The sequence below is a fragment of the Micromonospora sp. DT231 genome (genome assembly GCF_049847025.1).
Taxonomy (GTDB): domain Bacteria; phylum Actinomycetota; class Actinomycetes; order Mycobacteriales; family Micromonosporaceae; genus Micromonospora.
The window spans coordinates 18263-35518 of record NZ_JBNCNO010000002.1; the positions used below are offsets into that span (position 1 = coordinate 18263).

Below are 17256 nucleotides of genomic sequence, written 5' to 3' on the forward strand. Positions count from 1 at the left end.
GTGCGAGGCGGGCGGCTGTTTCGGGCCGCCTCCCGCACTCGGGGCGTCCGCGACGCCTCAGGCGGTGAGGGCGCCTCCCGCACTCGGGGCGTCCGCGACGCCTCAGGCGGTGAGGGCGCCGTCGATGGCGATGGACGCGCCACTGATGAAGGTGGCCTCGTCGCTGATCAGAAAGGCGGTGAGCGCGGCGACCTCGTCGGAGGTGCCGGCTCGTCCGGTCGGCTGCGCCGACAGGTAGCGCTCCGCGATCTCCGGGGCCTGGCTGACGACGCCCTGCCAGAGCGGCGTGTCGATCAGGCCGGTGACCAGGGCGTTGATCCGCACACCGGAACGGGCGACGTCGAGTGCCGCCGAGCGGGTCAGGCCGATGACGCCGTGCTTCGACGCGTTGTAGGCGGCCTGCGTCGCGTCGCCCTTGATGCCGGAGACGGAGGCGTTGTTGACGATCGCGCCACCGCCGGAGGCGATGATCGCCGGGATCTCGTACCTGAGGCCGTAGAAGACGCTCGTCAGGTTGAGGGCGAGCGACCGCTGCCAGTCGTCACTGTCGGTTTCGCGGACACTTGCCATCGGGCCGCCGCCGGCGTTGTTGAACGCGCCGTCCAGCCGCCCGAACTCCGACACCGCGGTCTCGACGAGCCGTGCCATCTCCTCCTCGACCGTCACGTCGGTCGGCACGAACAGGGCGCTACCGCCCGCGTCGCGGATCTGCGCGGCCACCTCCTCGCCCCGGTCCTTGTCCCGGGCGCCAATCACGACGCGCGCCCCCTCCGTGGCCGCCCGCTGCGCGAACGCCAGGCCCATGCCCTGCGTACCGCCGGTCACGACCAGCACCTTCGAATCCAACCGTCCAGACATCTCGTCCCACATCTCCTCGACCGGTGTGCCGCTGCGCGGCGGGGCTGAAGATCCACGGACTGACAACGGAGGTGTCGGACCTCATCGACGGTCCGTGGGGCTTCACGAGGCGGAACGCTAGCCAGTTCTGGAACGCTCGACAAAGTAACTGCGCTCACACGGCCCACCCAATAGTGCGATACAGACGTCCAAAACGGCCCCGTCGTTGCCCTAGGATGAGGTGCGGGGACTCTTGGTGACGCAATATTCTGTGGTGCTCGTTCCATAATCGCGTCTGGCGCGGTGCCCGTGTACCGACCGGTACGACTCCCGGCGTTGTGGTGACCGAGGACACGGTGCACGGACACGTCGGAGGGGGTGGAATCAGATGTGTGAGCAGAAGAGGCACCGGCGGGTGACGTCGTGAGGTCCACCCTTTCCGACCGCGATCCGGGTTCCCCGGGCGCTGGCCCCGCCTTCGCGGCGGACGAGCCGGTCCGGGCCACGACCGCCCACCGGCAACGTTGGGCAGTGGAAACGATGGCCGTCGCACCCGACGACCAGGTGCTGGAGATCGGGTGCGGTCGGGGGGCCGCGGTGTCCCTGGTCGCCAGCCGACTCACCACCGGCCGGATCGTCGCCATCGACCGCGCCGCGACGATGGTGCGGCTCGCGACCCAACGGAACCTGAACCACGTCAGCGCCGGCAGGGCCGAGATTCGATGTGCCGGGTTCGAGTCGGCCGACCTCCCCGCCAACCGCTTCACCAAGATATTCGCGGTGAACGTCAGCCTCTTCTGGTTGGGCGACGCGGCGCAGCAGATCGCCAGGATGCGAAGCCTGCTGGCCCCGGGCGGGCGACTGTACGTGTTCGGCGAGCGACCCACGGCCGCACACGCCACCGCGAACCTCACCACGACCCGGCTGCTGCTCGAATCCCACGGTTTCGACACGACCACGTCGAGCGCCACTCGTGGTCAGCGCCAGGTGCTCACCTGCGTCACCGGCACCGCCGTCGAATGAGGTTGGGCTGATCGCGGTGCTCCTGGCACCGCACGTCGGCCACACGATTCGGGCGGGCTCGGCGAATGCCGAGCCCGCCCGTTTCGCGATCAGGCGGTGTTAGCGCTGCAGGGTCAGCAGACCCGGCCGGTACGGCAGAAGGCCGTAGTCGACACCGTCGGAGCTGGGGGAACGACCCTGGTAGAGCAACTGCAGGTTGCAGGCGTCGACAGTCATCGTCTGGTCGGCGCTGGTGCGCAGCAGCTCACCGTGGCTGATGTCGTTGGTCCAGGTGGCGCCACTGTTGACCTTGCCGGCGAACGGGTTGCTCTGGCTCGCGGCCTGCGGCGTCCACGTACCGTTCAGGCTGGTGGCCGTGAACGAGCGGAAGTAGCGGCCGGTCGAACCGATCGCCTCGACGATCATGAGGTACTTGTTCAGACCCTGCAGCTTGTAGACCTGCGGGGCCTCGAACAGGTTGTTCTGCGTGTCGCTCATGATGGTCGTGTAGCTGCTGCCGAAGTTACCGGGGAAGTTCCCGATCGGCATGCTGGTCCGGTAGATCTTGCCGTTGTCGCCGGCGAAGAACAGGTACATGGTCGTGTCGTCGGCGATGACCGTCTGGTCGATCGGCCCCGTACCCGAACCGGTGATGCTCCCGGTGAACATCGGCTGCGCCGCGGACCAGCCGTTCGGGTTGGTCGGGTTGGTCGAGGTCCGGTAGTGGAACGCCGCCCCGGCCCCCCACTGGTAGGTGAGCACCCAGATGTTCTTCGGCGCGAAGTAGAACAACGACGGCGCGACGGTCCCCGAGCTCATCCCGGTCTGCGTGGCCGAGGCCATCTGCGACCAGTTCGAGAACAGACTGAAGTTCATCGAACCCCAGCTCTTGCCGAAGTCGTGCGTGGTGGCGTAGACGAGTTGCTGGCCGTTGAAGGGGGCCACGGTGAAGTCCTTGAGCGACACCCAACCCGACTTCGGAGTCGCCAACACGCCACTCGACGACCAGCGGTACGTCGAGGGAAGGTCACACACACCACCCGGCGGCGGGGACGACGGCGGCGGCGTGGTGGGGTTGCTCCCGCCATCGACGCGGACGAGCTGCCACTGCTGGTTGGTGCCGTTCCAGTCGGCGTACTGCACGATGTTGCCGCCGTCGGCGGTCGAGGCGCCCTGCACCTCCATCACCTTGTTGCTGTTGCGGTTGACCAGCCGGACGTAGCCGCTGTCCGAGTCGGCCAACCGGAACTGCTGGTTGGTGCCGTTGTTGTCGGACCACTGCACGATCGGCCCGCCGTCGGCGGTCGAGCGGCCGGAGACGTCGAGCACCTTGCCCGACAACCTCGACTTCACCCGGTAGTAGCCACCGCCGGAGTCGACGAACTGCCACTGCTGCTGGTTGCCGTTGTTGCGCGTCCACTGGGTGATCCGGGCACCGTCGGTCGTGGCCAGGTTGTACACGTCCAGGGCCTTGTTGCTGTTGCGGTTGATCAACACGTACCACGCGCTCGTGTCGACGGTCGCCGCGGCGGCGGGTGACGACACCACCGCTACGGCAGCACCGCCGACCAGCACCGCCGCCGCGCCGGCGGCGATAATGCGGGGCAACCACCAACGCCGCCGTGACGGCGGTGCGATCGATGGAGACCTATCGAGGGCAGACATGATCCTCCTTCAGTGACCAAAGCCGAACGGCCTGCCCGAGGGTGGGCGCACCGCGACGCGTGTCCGGGCGATGTGTCGGGGAAGTTAGCGCTAACAACACGCCTACATGCCCTGACGCACGACCGATTCGAGGGTCGACGAAGCAGGCTTCCCCGGTAAGCCATGGATGTCGTCGTCCTTAGCCATCGACTGTGAGCGATAACATGCCGTTCGTCAAGACGTAACGTGCTGGGAACATCAGGCGGTGACGGGTCGTGGCCCAGGACGAGATCGCCTCCCACAGAACCTCTGCGGGCATTGCCCCCAGCTCGTCAGCACCGACCGCGACGAGAGCCCTTGAGGAGCCGCCGCGTTGGCGCTAACATCGACGTTTGCCCATTATTTGGGCAACCTCAGTCGGGGTACCCCCGCCTCAGACCGCGCCTCGGTCGACAAGGCTGAAGGTGGTGTCGACCGGGGCGTCACCCATGAACTCGACGTAGATCTCGCTCAGGGTCGGGCTCCACTGCACCACGCCGTACTCCGTGTTGGAGATGACGTAGGAGGTGCGCCCCTTGTCATCCCTGCCCTCCGGGGATATCGCGAACAGGGTTGCCTTGGTCGGCCGACAGTCGGCTCCCACAAGCGACTTGTCTCCCTCACCGTCCCGCTCGACCCCGAGGCACGGTCGGTGGGCGATCTCCGGGTTCGTCGATTTGATCATGAAGTTGACACCTACCGGTTCGAGCACGAAGAGCGCGTCCTTGCCGGTCCCGCCGCCGACCGCGATCTCGCCGTCCGACGGCAACGACAGATCGCGGTCGATCTCCACAACGTGCACCAGGATTCGCCGCTGTCCGGCCAGAATGGCCTCGGTAGGGTCCGCGGCGGCCGACGGCGGCTTGGTTGGCGTAGTCGCCGCCGGCGTGGACGCGGACGCCGACGCCCCGCCCGTCGCCGGGCTCCCGGCCGCTTTCGAGCCGGTCGGGGCAGGTCCAGCCTTGTCATCCAGCAGACGCGGGCCGAACAGGAAGGCGGGCACCAGCACCGCGACCACCGCGACGACCGAGCCCAGAGCGATGAGCCAGCCACGCCGGCCCGAGCCCGCGCGACCGGCCGGGCCGGAGGACTTCGCACGCCGCCCCTGGTCGGCGCCACCGCCAGCCTGCGCCGCACGCACCGTCGGCATCTCCGCCAGGCGTTGGGCCGTCGCGTCCGCATTCCCCTGATTCGCCGCGGTCAACAGCCCGTCGAGCAACTCCCGGGCGGTGGGCCGGGCAGCGGGATCCTTCTCCAGCGCCCGGGAGACCAACTCCCGCAGCGCACCGCCGAGGCCGGTCAGGTCCGGCGGTTGGGTGAGGATCCGCATCGCGACAGCGGTCGGGGAGTCGCCCCCGAACGGGTTGCGGCCGGTAGCGGCGTGAGCGACGAGGGCACCCCACGCGAAGATGTCCGCAGCCGGGCCCACCGGGCGGCCGGACGTCGCGTCGAACCGCTCGGGAGCCATGTACGAGACGGTCCCGACCATCTGGTTGGTCCGGGTGTGGTGGCTCGTCGCCTCGAAAGCTCGCGCGATGCCGAAATCGATGACCTTGATCCCACCCGGCGCGACCAGGACGTTCGCCGGCTTCAGGTCCCGGTGGATCACCCCGGCGCCATGGATGGCGGTGAGCGCGGTAGCCACCCCGACCGCGATGCTGTGCAGTTGCGCGACCCCCAGCGGCCCTCGATCCCTGATCACCTGGGCCAGGCTGGGGCCCTCGACGTACTCCACCACCAGGTACGGCGGGTTGTGGTCCGGGTCGGCGTCCAGGACCTCGGCGGTGCAGAACGGTGGAACCTGGCGGGCGCGGTTCACCTCACTTCGGAACCGCCCACGGAACTCCTCGTCATGCGAGAACTCCGGACGGACGACCTTGACCGCCACCTGTCGGCCCTGCGGTGACCGAGCCAGGAAGACAGTGCCCATGCCCCCGTCGCCGAGCCGGTCGAGCACCTCGTACCCACCGAGGCGGGCCGGGTCCCCGGGACGCAACCCGTTGCTCACGCCGGATGCCCGCAGACCGCGATCACCGCGCGAACCGTTCCGCCTGTCACCCGTTCCCCTTAGGTCACTCGACTGCCGCCCGCAGCCTATCGTCCGCCCACCAACCCCCGTCGATGCCGTCCACACGTCGAGGTGACCCGTCGGCACGCCGTGGGGGCGGATGCCGCAGCGGGTGCCGGCGTGGTCAGGCCGCCGCGTACCCGGATGAAGGCCGCCGCACCCCAGGCGCTCGTGGTCGCCGACTGACGGCCGGGAGTATCGTCGGGTACCTGTAGTTCACACCCGTCTTTGCGGATGTGGCGAATCGGCGTCGAGCAACCGGCGTTGGTCCCGGCTCCGCCCATTAAGGGTCCGTGCAGTGGCCCACGATCCGCGGGCTGCCATCCGCGTGCCCACCCAGACCGTCTATCTGGTTCCCCGACGGGCACGCCGGTCGTGAGGACCTGACGCGATGACCCACTCACCGATGGACCCAACCGACGCCTTCACCGAACTTGGCCGCATCGCGCTCGGCGAGACCAGCCTCGACGACGTTCTGCAACACGTCGCGGAGATGGCCCAACGGGTGCTGCCGGTGCCGGTGGAGGTGTCGGTCACGCTGTTTCGCGGGGAGGCCGCGCACGTCGCGGCGTCCGCCGGCGACCTGGCCTTCGACCTGGACGAGCCGCGGTACGCCCCGAGGAGCGGCCCGTGTCTGGACGCCGCCACCACCGGCGCCGTCCTCTCCGTGCCCGATCTCGGCACCGAGAACCGCTGGCCCGAGTGGGGCGAGCGCGCCAGGAGCATCGGAGTGGGCAGCTCCGTGTCGATCGGAATGCCCGTCCAGGAGGCGGTCGTCGGCGCGCTCAACGTCCACGCCCGTACCCCGCTCGCCTTCGACGACGACACCATCACCGTGCTGGAAACCCTCGCCGCGTACGCCGCCGTGGCCCTGGCCAACGCGAGGCTCTGCGATAGCACCGCCAGCCTCGCCCGGCAGTTGCACGAGGCGACCGCGCTTCCTATTTCCAGTCGGGCAGCTGCGGCAGGGGGCCAGCCGGCTCGACGGTGAGGCCTCCGCCGTCACCGCGCCCCGTCAGCCACGCCAGGAGCACACTCGACTCACCCTCGACCGTCCTGGTCGGCCGCGCCCCGAACTGGTAGGCCGCGTCCTCCCCCGAGACGACAAGTCGCAGGTCGGGGACCTCCGGCCGATCCCGCAGACTGTCGACAACACCTGGCAGCTCGGCCTGGACGAACCAATCCGGCCAGTCTCGCGGCCCGTATCCGGCGTCGAGATCGACGTGATGGACCTCCAGTTCACGAAGCCGGCTGGGCACCACGTCGTCGACGCTGCGCTCCTCCGCACCGAGCCAACGGACGTTGCGCCCCCAGCAGTCGGCCGGATGGTCCGCGATGGCGGCGCGCAGTCGCTCGTCCGAGACCCGGAAGTCCGCCACAAGGTCCGCGAGGCTACGACCCGCCCACTGCTCGATCTCCCGTTCCCGGTAGGCCTCGTCCGGGTACTGGCGGATCACCCGGCCGGTCCGGGCCGATTCCAGGAGCCGCACCCGGGAGTCAGCGCCCCGGTTGAGGTGAGCCATGACGTGCGCGCGGCTCCAGCCCGGCAGCCGGGACGGGCCGCGTACCTCGTCCTCACCCAGGCGTTCAATTGTCGCCAGCACCCGGCCGGCAGCCTCGGTGACGCGCGGCAGCAGGCCGGTGGGGGAATCCGCGAAGGACGGCGCGGGCATAGAGATCACCATACTGAGTTCTCCCGGGCACGGCCGAGGAGAAACCTTATCCACGTCGGCCACTTCGCGTACGGTCTTCCAATGGTCGTACGCCTCCTGGCGCTCCTCCGTCCGCCGCTCGTCGTCTGCGGATTCGTGGTTGCCCTCGTGCTGCTCGCCCTGGACGCGCGCCACGAATGGAGTGCGTACGGGCTGGTCGTGCTCTTCCTGGTGCTCGGTGCGCTTACCGCGATACCGGCGGCGCTCGTCGACTCACCGGGGTTCCGGAGGATCAGCCTGGTCACCCATGCCGTCGGGGCCGGCGTCGTCGCGTTGGCCCTCCATGACTCGGCGGACAAGCGGGCTCTCTGGGTGTACGCGCTGTCCGCCCTGGTCGCGGTGATCTCGCCGGCCAGCCGGCCAGGGCTTGGCCGGACGACAGTGATCGGCGTGGGTTCGGCAGTGGTGCTCACCATCGGTGTGGCGGCTCCCGCACTGGCCTGGGGTGGTCCTCAACCCGAAGCGGTGGTCTGCGTACGGCAGGGGGAGTCCGCTGCTGAGCTGGTACGCGAGAACCACCGCTTCGACCCGCATCAGGTGGTCGAGGGCTTCGGGTTGGAGGAGTTGCAACCGTCGTGCCTGGAGGTGCTGTTCGATCCCGGTGCCACCGCTGGCGACGCCGACGACGTCGTTCGCCGCTACTCCGCGGACCCGCGGGTCGTGTCCGTCAGCCGGGCACGCTGACACTCCGCGCACAGGTGCGCCAGTCCGTCGCACGCGGTCGGGGGTTGCCGTCACCAACGCTGTCAATAACGGAGGCACGCGGGAGATGATTCGTGGGTGAGCATCGAGCTGAATCATGGTCAGCGACGGTTCGAGGTCATGGCCTACGTCGACGCCATGCATGACGCCCAGGCAATCGAGCTGGCCGAGCTCGCCAGCGACGGGCTCGGACCGGCCCTCATGACGGTGTTGTTCACCGACGAGGCGTCCGCGGACCCGCGCGTGCTCCTGGACGTCGGCGAGCTGCCGTTGCCCGTGCTGATCAGCTTCATGGCAATGGTTGCCGAGGAGCAGCGCCGGATAGCAGGCGTACCGGGCGTGCGGGCCCAGTGACCGACGGGCGCCGCTCGTACCGGCGCAGACCGGCCGACTTGCGGGCGTTCGTCGGTCGCTAGGCACCTGTCGACAGTTCGTTGTAGCGGTTGGCCGGCTCCTGACCGGACAGATCCTGGATTGCGGCCATGATTTCGTCGGTGACAGCGCGTCGGGTCTGGCCGTTACTGCCGGTCGGAGGCTGCGCGAAGTACAGCGGCGCGCCGAAGCGCACGGTTATCCGGCCGACTCGGGGGAGTCGGGCACCGACGGGCTGGATCCGGTCGGTGCCGAGGACGGCAACGGGGATGACCGGAGCGCCGGAGGCGAGCGCGAGCCAGGCGACGCCGGTACGGCCGCGGTAGATCCGCCCGTCGCGTGACCGGCTGCCTTCCGGATGGATGCCGAAGGCTCGTCCGTCTGCGAGGACGTCGAGGGCGACCTGTAGCGATGTCTGGGCTGCCCGGTGGCCGCCTCGTTGCACCGGGATGGCGTTGATGCCGGTCAGGCAGGTACGCGTGAGCCATCCCTTGATTCCGGGCTGTCGGAAGTACTCGGCCTTGGCGAGGAATGCGACAGGTCGCGGCGTCACCAGTGGGATCACGATGCTGTCGATGAAGGACAGGTGGTTGGCGGCCAGGATCACGGCGTCGCGCCGCGGGACGTTCTCGCTCCCCTCGATGACGGGCCGGTAGAGCAGCCGGGCGAGCGGTGCGATCACCAGCCGCACGGTCGCTTGCAGCAGCATGTGTCCCCTCCGCTGTCAGTAGAGGATGGCGTTGCGGCGGGCGCGCAGCGCGTCGACGATGCCACGCGGGGCCTGGTCCGGAGAACCGGCACGGTAGGGCGGTTGGGGATCGTATTCATGGGCGAGCTGGATGGTCTGGGCGACGGTGTCGCCGGCGATGCGTCCGGCGAGGGTGAATGCCATGTCCAGGCCGGCGGAAACCCCGGCGGCGGTCAGGTACTTGCCGTCGATGACGACGCGTTCGGCGACCGGGACGACGCCCAGCGGCGCCAGTTGGTCATGCGCCAGCCAGTGGGTGGTCGCTCGACGACCGGTGAGCAGGCCAGCCCCGGCGAGCAGGAGCGATCCGGTGCACACCGACGCGGTCCACGTGCTGTGCTCGTCCGCGGCACGCAGCCACTGCCGTACCGGGCCATCGATCATCTGGGCGTGCCAGCCCGGCCCGCCCGGCACCACGATGACGTCTGGTCTCGGTACGTCGGCGAGGGTGGCGGTGGCGGTGAGACGCAGGGTGCCCACCTCGTTGACGACCGGACCCGAGTGCTGCGCGACGAAGACGGTCTCGGCGCCGGGCAGGTGGGACAGAACGTCGTAGGGCCCGACGGCGTCGAGTGCGGTGAACCGTTCGAAGAGAAGGATGGCGATCTGCATCTGGGCCGCTCCCGTGAGGTGGCTGATCAGAGGCTGCGTGTCGGCCGGAGATGCGCGTCCAGCGCGGCGTGCAGCAGCGATTCGGCGTCGTCGGTTTCCATCACCGTCTGCAGGCTGCCCCACAGCCAGAGTTGGGCGATGCCGTGCAGGTTGGCCCACAGTGCGCCGGCGACGACCGAAGGCGCCGGGCCGCCGGGCGGTGTGGGTGAGGCTCTGGTGACCAGGTCGACCAAAACTCCGAACAGGGGGCCGCTGGCCTCCCGCAGGCCCATGCCGTTGCCCCGCAACAGGTCGTGGCGGAACATCAGTTCGAACATGCCGCGGTTGGCCTGGGCGAACTCCAGGTACATCCGGCCCAGTGCGAGTAGCTGCCCGTACGGGTCCCCGTCGTCGTCGCCGACCACGTCGGTGACCTGCCGACCGAGGCGCAGATAGCCCTCCCGCGCGATGGCGGCGAGCAGGGCGTGGTGGCTGGGAAAGTAACGACGGGGCGCGCCATGCGACACCCCCGCTCGACGGGCGATCTCGCGCAACGAGAGGGCTGGTGTGCCCTCTCGCGTCACGAGGTCGACACCAACCTCGACCAGGCGAGCGCGAAGACCCCCGTCCGACTCCGGCATAGACACTGTCTACCAGGTCGACGTAGACGGTGTCTATCGCGTCGCTATCTCCTGCGATCCATAACGTCGGCGAGGCGGTCCGAGCTCGTGCGTCGCGATGTCGGCACCGCCCTAGGGCTGGGCGTCGTTGGAAAGGTTGATCCGGATCCCCGTGTTGCGATACCCGGCGCGACGGAAAGCGGCCGCCATGGGCGCGTTGCCCATGTCGGTGGTGGCGGTGATGCGCGACTCCCCGTTGGTCGCGTGAAGGCGGGTGATCTCGGCGAGCACCTCGTCCACGTAGCCGCGCCCCCGGAACTCCGGCACCACCCCGAGATAGCCGACGTTCACGTTGTACGGGGTCGCGGAGGGAATCGCCAGGCCCGCCACCTCGCCCTCGCGCGTGTAGGCGATCCGCCACCACTCCCGCTTGCCCGGCGCCCCGAGATAGAAGCCCATCTCCTCGCGCGCGGTCGCGTCCACGCCCTTGGCGGCAAGGCTCGCACGGGTCTGGGCATCCAGGCTGCCCTCGGCGATTCTCCTGAACACCGCGAGGAACTCCTCGTCGGAGGCCTCGGTGAACCGCAGCCTGCCGGCCGCGGGGGGCGCCCCGTCGGCGGGTGCCCACTCGAACTGCAGCCGCTCCACCTCGCGGGTGAGGCCCGCCGCATGCGCCGCCGCCCGCCGCCACTCCACGGCCGCCAACGTGGCCGGATCGTCACGCCAACCACCGGTGACCTCGATCAGGTACTCCACCGGCTCCGGGAATCCGGCCAGCGCGGCCCTGATCAGCTCGGCGGCGACGGCGGCACGGTCGCCCACGGCTGGATCCACGTCGAGGCAGTCGAGCGCGACCGGATGCGGGCTGCCCTTCGGCCCCCACCACAAGGCCCGTCCCACGACCTGGCCGTCGTGCTCGGCGATCCACGTCCATTCCGGCCGGTACATGTCCTCGGCCAGTTCGGCCAGGTAACGGTCGGCGGGGATCCACCCCACGGGCTCGGTCACGATCCACGGGGTCACGCGGTCGAGGTCCGCGGCTGCGGTGGCGCGATAGGAGATCACCTGCAGAGGCTAGCGAAACTCAGCCCATGATCCGCGCGCGCCGAGGGGCTCCGCTGGTCCGGGGCCGACCGGCGCTCACCGTACGGGCGGTAGTGAGCTGTTCACCTTACGCTCTTGATTGACGAATCGAAGATCAGCTACATTCCTCGCGCGGCGGCTGGCACGCGGATGTCAGCATGGGGCGCCGCGGGTGCGTTGCACGGTGACAAGCCTGTCCGCCCCGGGTCCGCGTGTATGAGCGACCGTTTCACGGCGCGTTCTGAGCGGAAGGCGGGAACGGTCACCGATGATCCGAGCACAACGCCCGGTCTCCCTGTCGGCGGCGGCCCTCATGGCGCTGGCGGCCACGGTCTTCGTCGCCGCCGGCGGCGACGCCGCCCCGGCGTCCGCTGACCCGGTGCAGTCGCGCTACCCCTACAGCAACCGTGACGTCGGCTTCTCCGAGGTCGGCTTCAAGTTCGACACCCCGGGCGCTATCGGCGACCATCTGGACCGCATGCAGGGGTTCGTCCCGGGCCGCACGCCGATCATCAGGGCATGGACCGACTTTCACACGTTCGCGTCGAAAGACGATGTCACGGGTGCCATCACCATGAACTTCGACCACCTCGACGAGGTGGTGATGGAGGCGCACCGCAAAGGCATGCGACCGCTCGTGACCCTGTTCGGCTCGCCCAGCTGGCTCAACGGCGGCCACGGCTGGACGGAGAAACCGAACCAGGACCCGCCGGAGACCTGGCTGCCGATGGACAGCGAGGGCTGGAAGACGCTCGTGGAGCAGACGGTGCAGCACTACGGGCCGCCGCCGGGCTCGCCGCCCGGCACCCCGCCCATCGTCGACGCCTTCGAGGTGTGGAACGAGCCGAACATCGTCGGCTTCGGCAAGTACGACGGCGTGTACGGGGACGACGGCGTCATCCGGCCGGGGGACGGGATCTACGACCCGGCCGCCGACGCGACCGCGACACTGGCCCGGTACTGGGAGCTGGTCAGGATCGCGTCCACGGAGATCCACACCACGTGCGGCCAGTGTTATGTGCTGGCCGGCGGGTCGGCGGGGCTCAGCGCGGCGAGGTCGCCGTCGGCGTGGCTGGACTGGGGCTACGCCCACGGTTACAAGGACACGTTCGATGCGGTCGCCCATCATCCGTACTCCGACATGCACGACGCCCCGGACACGCCGAAGTGTGGCGCGCCCTGGGAGAACCTGTTCGGACCGCCGGCCGATGACACGCCCGGGCAGATCTGTGGTGAGCTCGCTGCGGTCCGCGACGTGATGGTGCGGAGGGGCGACGCGGACAAGAAGATCTGGGGCACCGAGTGGGGCTACGGGCTGATCTACCCCAATCCCGCCTCGTGGTGGTCGGAGAAACGGGACCAGTTGGTCAAGGGCGTCCGGATGTGGCAGGCGCTGGACTACACCGGCCCGCTCGTCCTGTTCTCGTACCGCGACTCCGAAAACAACCCGTACGGCGTCGTCACCGAGGAGGGCTTCGTCAAGAAGGACGTGACGCTCTACGACGACCTGAGCCTGGCGTTCACCAACCCCGACCTGCGGGTGCCGTTCAAGTCGCAGGGCGGGATCGGCGGGTACGACCTGGCCGATCCCCGAGACCGGGTGGTGCCGTTCGACTACGAGCACACCGGGCGGCTCGACCACCTGCTGGTCTACCGGCCGGGCACCGGGATCGTCTACGTGCTGCGGCGGAAGACGACGGTCGGCACCGAGCGGCCCAGCTTCGAGACGGTGTTCAGGTCCACGAACGGGATCGGCGGCTTCAATCTGACCGGCGCCAACGACCAGATCATCAGCTACGACTTCGCGCACACCGGCCGGCAGGACTACCTGGTGCTGTACCGGCCGGGGACGGGCGTTGTGCACGTCGTCGGCCACGCGTCGGACGGCAGCTTCTGGCCGGTGTACACCTCGACCAGCGGCATCGGCGGCTACGACCTGGCGTCGCCGAAGGACCGGCTCGTGGCCTACGACTACGAGCACACCGGCAAGCTCGACCACCTCGTGGCGTACCGGCCCGGCGACAACGTGCTGTTCATCCTGCAGCACAGCGCCGCGGGGCCGTTCACGACTGTCGTCGGGTCGCGTCAGGGCATCGACGGCTTTGCCCTGACCAGCCCGAACGACCAGGTCATCGCCTACGACTACGCGCACACCGGCAAGCAGGACGCCCTGCTGCTGTACCGCCCCGGCGCCGGGCTCGTCACCATCGTCGGGCACGCGGCCGGCAACACCTTCTGGCCGCACCTCATGTCGTCCAGCGGCATCGGCGGCTACGACCTCGCCGACCCGCGGGACCGCATCGTCGCCTTCGACTACGCCCACGCCGGCATGGCCGACCACCTCGCCGTCTACCGGCCCGGCACCGGCTACCTGGACATGGTGCGGCACGACCCCACCGACACGTACTCGGCGGTCCACGTCTCCCACCAGGGCGTCGGCAGCGTCGGCTGGTTCGACCTGCGCAACGCCCAGGACCGGATCGTCGCCTATGACTTCGGGCAGACCGGCAGCGCGGACCATCTGCTGCTGTACCGGCCCGGCGGGCGCGCCGTCACCATCGGCACGCGATAGGACACGCCCTAGGACAGAGCGGCGGCGGCGGGTCCCGGTGCGACCGGGGCCCACCGCCGCCCGAGCGTCAGGCGTTCGGCAGGTGCGGCTCAGCCGGGCGCTGCGAGGGTAGGGGTAACTCCCAACCCGACTGGGCGGCAGCAGGATCGAGCAAGATCTAGAAACCGTGGAAGCTCATTTCCATGACCACGCAGAAGATCTTCCGGTTCCAGCGGGCCGCCCTGGCCCTCGTCCTTCCCGTCGCCGTGACAGCGGCAGTCGCCGGGTGTGCTGACTCGGCGGCGCCGAAGGCCCCGCCCGCGGCCAGTTCGGTAGCCGCGGTTCCCTCGACCTCGACAAGCGCGGCCGCCCCGGCAGGTGCGGCCCCCGCAGCGGGCTTGCACATGATCGCCAACAACGGGCATCAGCTTGCCTTCCACGTCACGCCCGGAAGTTCTCCCACCATCGTGCTGGACGCCGGCGGTGGCGAGGACTCCTCGTACTGGGATGCCCTGGTGCCGCAGCTGTCGCAGGCCACCGGATCGCAGATCATCACCTACGACCGGGCCGGTCTGGGCGCCAGTGAGGAGGTGAAGGGCCCATGGGACCCGAAGGCCGCCGCCTCCGACCTGCAGGCCGGTCTGCGTGAACTCGGCGTCACCCAGAACGTGGTCCTCGCGGGCCACTCGCAGGCCGGAGAGGTGGCCCACTACTTCGTCCTCGCGAACCCCGGCGTTGTCTCCGGGGCGGTGCTCGTCGATGCCAACGTGCCGCAATTCTTCACCGACACCCAGACCCAACGCCTCGTCGCGCTGACCACACCGCAGATCGAAGAGCTCAAGAAGGCGCCGTCGACGAAGGCGAACCGCCAGCTCATCGCCACGGCCGACAACTTCGGTCCCACGCACCAGGCGTACCACAAGGTCTCCTGGCCCGACGGCGTTCCCGTCATCTACATCGTGTCGGACAAGACGCCCTTCGAGGGATCTCCGCAGGACGCGCAGGCCTGGCGCGACGCGGCAGCGGCGTTCACCAAGGCGGGGCCCGACCGCGCACTCGTCATCGCCGAGGGGAGCTCGCACGACGTTCCCCAGGACAAGCCCGCCCTGGTGCTCAGGGAAATCGAACAGATGACCACCAGCGTCAAGTAAAGGCCATCGGGCCGACGGCCGACGGGACCGACGGGCCTGGTTGACCGGCGCCGCCCCGGCGTTCTCGGTCAACAAGTCCGCGGAGACGGCACGATGCGCGATGATGGAGTGAGATGACCGATAACAGCGGAACCGCCAGGTCCGGCGGTTCCTCGCCCTCGCGGGAGGGCTCCGGGCCGGGTCGCGTCACGAGCAGCGGTACGAATCCGCGCTCCGCGCTGGCCCAGCGGATGAGCCTGCTGGGCTGGTCGCTGGTGCTGCTGTCGGGCGCGGCCCTAGGTGCCGTGCTGGCCACACTCTGGATCACCTCGATATCGGTCGCCGCGCTTGGCGTCGGAATCCCACTGACCCTGCTCGCGACCGTACTGGTGCGCTGGTTTGCCGACCTGCATCGCCAGTGGGCCGCCGACCGGCTCGGCGAACCGGTGCCCGCCCGGCCCTATCAGCCGACGCCGGACGCCGGGTGGCCGGTGCGGCTCTGGACGATCCTGCGCGACCCGGCGACGTGGCGGGACTGGATCTGGTTGGCGGTCAACTCGATCACCATTTGGTTGAGTTGCGGACTGTCGCTGCTGTTCTTCCTTCTCGGAGTCGTCTACCTGACCTATCCGCTCATCTACCAACTGACGCCTTCTCAGGTATTCCGCACTCCGCTGGGGGAGGGCTTCCGGCTGCACAGCGTCGCGCAGTCGTTCGGGCTGGTACCGCTCGGTCCGGTTTTCCTTCTGCTCTGGTACGTCACCGCGGTGCGCCTCGCGAACCTCAACGCTCGGGTGATCCGCGCTCTGCTCGGCCCCACCGAACAGGCGCGCCTGCGGGCCCGCGTCCAACAGTTGGCGACCTCCCGAGCTGAGACCGTCGACACCCAGGCCGGTGAACTGCGCCGAATCGAACGCGACCTGCACGACGGCGCGCAGGCCCGGCTGGTGTCGCTGGGCATGAGCCTGGGATTGGCCGAACAGTTACTGCCCAACGATCCGCAGGCCGTCCAGCAGTTGCTGGCCGAGGCCCGCGAGTCGACCTCCAGCGCCCTCACCGAGCTGCGCGACCTGGTACGAGGCATCCATCCGCCGGTACTTGCCGACCGTGGCCTGGACGGCGCACTCAAGGCCTTGGCCCTGGCCAATCCGATCCCGACCACGGTGGTGACCCGCCTACCCGGACGGCTGCCGGCCCCGATCGAGTCGGCGGCCTACTTCGCCGTCGCCGAGGCATTGTCGAACGCCATCAAGCACGCCCAGGCCCAGCAGATCCGGATCACCGTGGAGTTCGCACCCCACCGGGGCGGCGCTGCCGGGGAACTGACGATGCTGGTGTCCGACGACGGCCGTGGGGGTGCTTCGATCGATTCCGGCACGGGCCTGCGCGGCATCGTCCGTCGCCTGGCGGCCTTCGACGGCACGCTGACCGTTGACAGCCCGCCGGGCGGACCTACCGAGGTGAGGATGTCACTGCCGTGCGTATCGTGATAGCCGAGGACCTCGCCCTGCTCCGCGAGGGCCTGATCAGGATCCTGCGGGCCAATTCATTCGAGGTCGTGGAAGCCGTCGACAACGGCCCCGCGCTGATCCGGTCGCTGACGACGCACCGCCCCGACGTCGCCATCGTCGACGTGCGATTGCCGCCGACCTTCACCGACGAGGGGCTGCGTTCCGCGATCGAGGCCCGCCGCCAGATTCCAGGGCTGCCCATCATGGTGCTGTCGCAGTATGTCGAGCAGATCTACGCCAGGGAGCTGATGTCAGATCGCGCGGGCGCGGTGGGCTACCTGTTGAAGGACCGGGTTACGGACGTCGAGCAATTCGTCGCCAGTGTCCGGCAGGTCGCTACCGGCAGCACCGTTATGGACCCCGACGTGGTGAGTGCGCTACTCACCCACCGCTCCAGCGACCCCAAGTTCCTGGAGCTGACCCCACGCGAGCACGAGGTCCTCACCCTGATGGCCCAGGGCCGCTCGAACGCTGCGATCGCCGCCCGGATGTTCGTCACCGAGAAAACCGTCAGCAACCACAGCAACAGCATCTTCACCAAGCTCGGTCTCAAGCCCTCCGAGGACGACAACCGCCGCGTCCTGGCGGTCCTCGCCTACCTGGAAGGCTGAGTCCTTGGCCTCTGCCCCACCAAGGCCGAGCGTCC

The 17256-nt window shown here is 69.1% G+C and carries 16 protein-coding genes; 8 read left to right on the plus strand and 8 right to left on the minus strand.

The genetic code is table 11. The features are described from left to right. Positions 1 to 102: 102 nt before the first annotated feature. Entirely contained in the window at positions 103 to 825 is a 723-nt protein-coding gene (locus ACPXBU_RS04845; protein WP_393364617.1) for an SDR family NAD(P)-dependent oxidoreductase, read from the minus strand. Between the two features lie 543 nt (positions 826 to 1368). On the opposite strand from ACPXBU_RS04845, the gene ACPXBU_RS04850 reads away from it, so the two are divergent. Further along, the gene (locus tag ACPXBU_RS04850) at positions 1369 to 1860 is read left to right on the plus strand and encodes a class I SAM-dependent methyltransferase (protein ID WP_425756750.1); all 492 of its coding nucleotides are present in this window, start codon (positions 1369 to 1371) and stop codon (positions 1858 to 1860) included. A 99-nt stretch (positions 1861 to 1959) separates the two neighbouring features. On the opposite strand, the gene ACPXBU_RS04855 is transcribed toward ACPXBU_RS04850, so the two are convergent. Beyond that, positions 1960 to 3504 (minus strand): non-reducing end alpha-L-arabinofuranosidase family hydrolase, encoded by a 1545-nt coding sequence (locus ACPXBU_RS04855; protein ID WP_393364623.1) that lies wholly within the window; start codon positions 3502 to 3504, stop codon positions 1960 to 1962. A 412-nt stretch (positions 3505 to 3916) separates the two neighbouring features. Beyond that, positions 3917 to 5530: a serine/threonine protein kinase gene (locus tag ACPXBU_RS04860; RefSeq protein WP_425756753.1), complete on the minus strand. Its 1614-nt coding sequence runs from the start codon at positions 5528 to 5530 to the stop codon at positions 3917 to 3919. A gap of 451 nt (positions 5531 to 5981) precedes the next feature. Between ACPXBU_RS04860 and ACPXBU_RS04865 the strand changes: the two genes are divergently transcribed. Beyond that, entirely contained in the window at positions 5982 to 6581 is a 600-nt protein-coding gene (locus ACPXBU_RS04865) for a GAF domain-containing protein (protein WP_425756754.1), read from the plus strand. Here the strand turns inward: ACPXBU_RS04865 and ACPXBU_RS04870 are convergent. Beyond that, a complete protein-coding gene (locus ACPXBU_RS04870) occupies positions 6532 to 7263 on the minus strand; it encodes a maleylpyruvate isomerase family mycothiol-dependent enzyme (protein ID WP_425756756.1) in 732 nt (243 codons plus the stop codon). The genes ACPXBU_RS04865 and ACPXBU_RS04870 overlap by 50 nt on opposite strands. An 81-nt stretch (positions 7264 to 7344) precedes the next feature. On the opposite strand from ACPXBU_RS04870, the gene ACPXBU_RS04875 reads away from it, so the two are divergent. Beyond that, positions 7345 to 7986 (plus strand): hypothetical protein, encoded by a 642-nt coding sequence (locus ACPXBU_RS04875; RefSeq protein WP_425756758.1) that lies wholly within the window; start codon positions 7345 to 7347, stop codon positions 7984 to 7986. Positions 7987 to 8082: 96 nt separating this feature from the next. Next, complete coding sequence (locus ACPXBU_RS04880; RefSeq protein ID WP_425756760.1) at positions 8083 to 8358, plus strand: hypothetical protein; 276 nt, start codon at positions 8083 to 8085, stop codon at positions 8356 to 8358. Between the two features lie 58 nt (positions 8359 to 8416). Here ACPXBU_RS04880 and ACPXBU_RS04885 read toward each other — a convergent pair whose 3' ends face one another. From ACPXBU_RS04885 to ACPXBU_RS04900, 4 genes are all read right to left on the minus strand, one after another. Next, entirely contained in the window at positions 8417 to 9085 is a 669-nt protein-coding gene (locus tag ACPXBU_RS04885; protein WP_393364645.1) for a lysophospholipid acyltransferase family protein, read from the minus strand. Between the two features lie 15 nt (positions 9086 to 9100). Next, on the minus strand, positions 9101 to 9736 hold the full coding sequence (locus ACPXBU_RS04890; RefSeq protein ID WP_425756761.1) for a DJ-1/PfpI family protein: 636 nt from the start codon (positions 9734 to 9736) through the stop codon (positions 9101 to 9103). 26 nt (positions 9737 to 9762) lie between these two features. Beyond that, on the minus strand, positions 9763 to 10356 hold the full coding sequence (locus tag ACPXBU_RS04895) for a TetR/AcrR family transcriptional regulator (protein ID WP_393364650.1): 594 nt from the start codon (positions 10354 to 10356) through the stop codon (positions 9763 to 9765). A 111-nt stretch (positions 10357 to 10467) separates the two neighbouring features. Next, the gene (locus tag ACPXBU_RS04900; RefSeq protein WP_425756764.1) at positions 10468 to 11400 is read right to left on the minus strand and encodes a GNAT family N-acetyltransferase; all 933 of its coding nucleotides are present in this window, start codon (positions 11398 to 11400) and stop codon (positions 10468 to 10470) included. A gap of 286 nt (positions 11401 to 11686) precedes the next feature. Here ACPXBU_RS04900 and ACPXBU_RS04905 point away from each other — a divergent pair, with 286 nt between their 5' ends. The 4 genes from ACPXBU_RS04905 to ACPXBU_RS04920 all read left to right on the plus strand — a co-directional run bounded on the left by ACPXBU_RS04905 (position 11687) and on the right by ACPXBU_RS04920 (position 17221). Beyond that, positions 11687 to 13990 carry a hypothetical protein gene (locus tag ACPXBU_RS04905; RefSeq protein WP_425756766.1) on the plus strand — a complete coding sequence of 768 codons (2304 nt, stop codon included), beginning with the start codon at positions 11687 to 11689 and terminating at the stop codon, positions 13988 to 13990. 182 nt (positions 13991 to 14172) lie between these two features. Next, the gene (locus ACPXBU_RS04910; protein WP_425756768.1) at positions 14173 to 15120 is read left to right on the plus strand and encodes an alpha/beta fold hydrolase; all 948 of its coding nucleotides are present in this window, start codon (positions 14173 to 14175) and stop codon (positions 15118 to 15120) included. Positions 15121 to 15350: 230 nt separating this feature from the next. Further along, entirely contained in the window at positions 15351 to 16589 is a 1239-nt protein-coding gene (locus ACPXBU_RS04915; RefSeq protein ID WP_425756770.1) for a sensor histidine kinase, read from the plus strand. Continuing rightward, positions 16577 to 17221, plus strand: coding sequence for a response regulator transcription factor (locus ACPXBU_RS04920; RefSeq protein WP_425756772.1), 645 nt, complete (start codon positions 16577 to 16579; stop codon positions 17219 to 17221). The genes ACPXBU_RS04915 and ACPXBU_RS04920 overlap by 13 nt, the downstream gene beginning before the upstream one ends. The last annotated feature ends 35 nt before the right edge of the window (positions 17222 to 17256 follow it).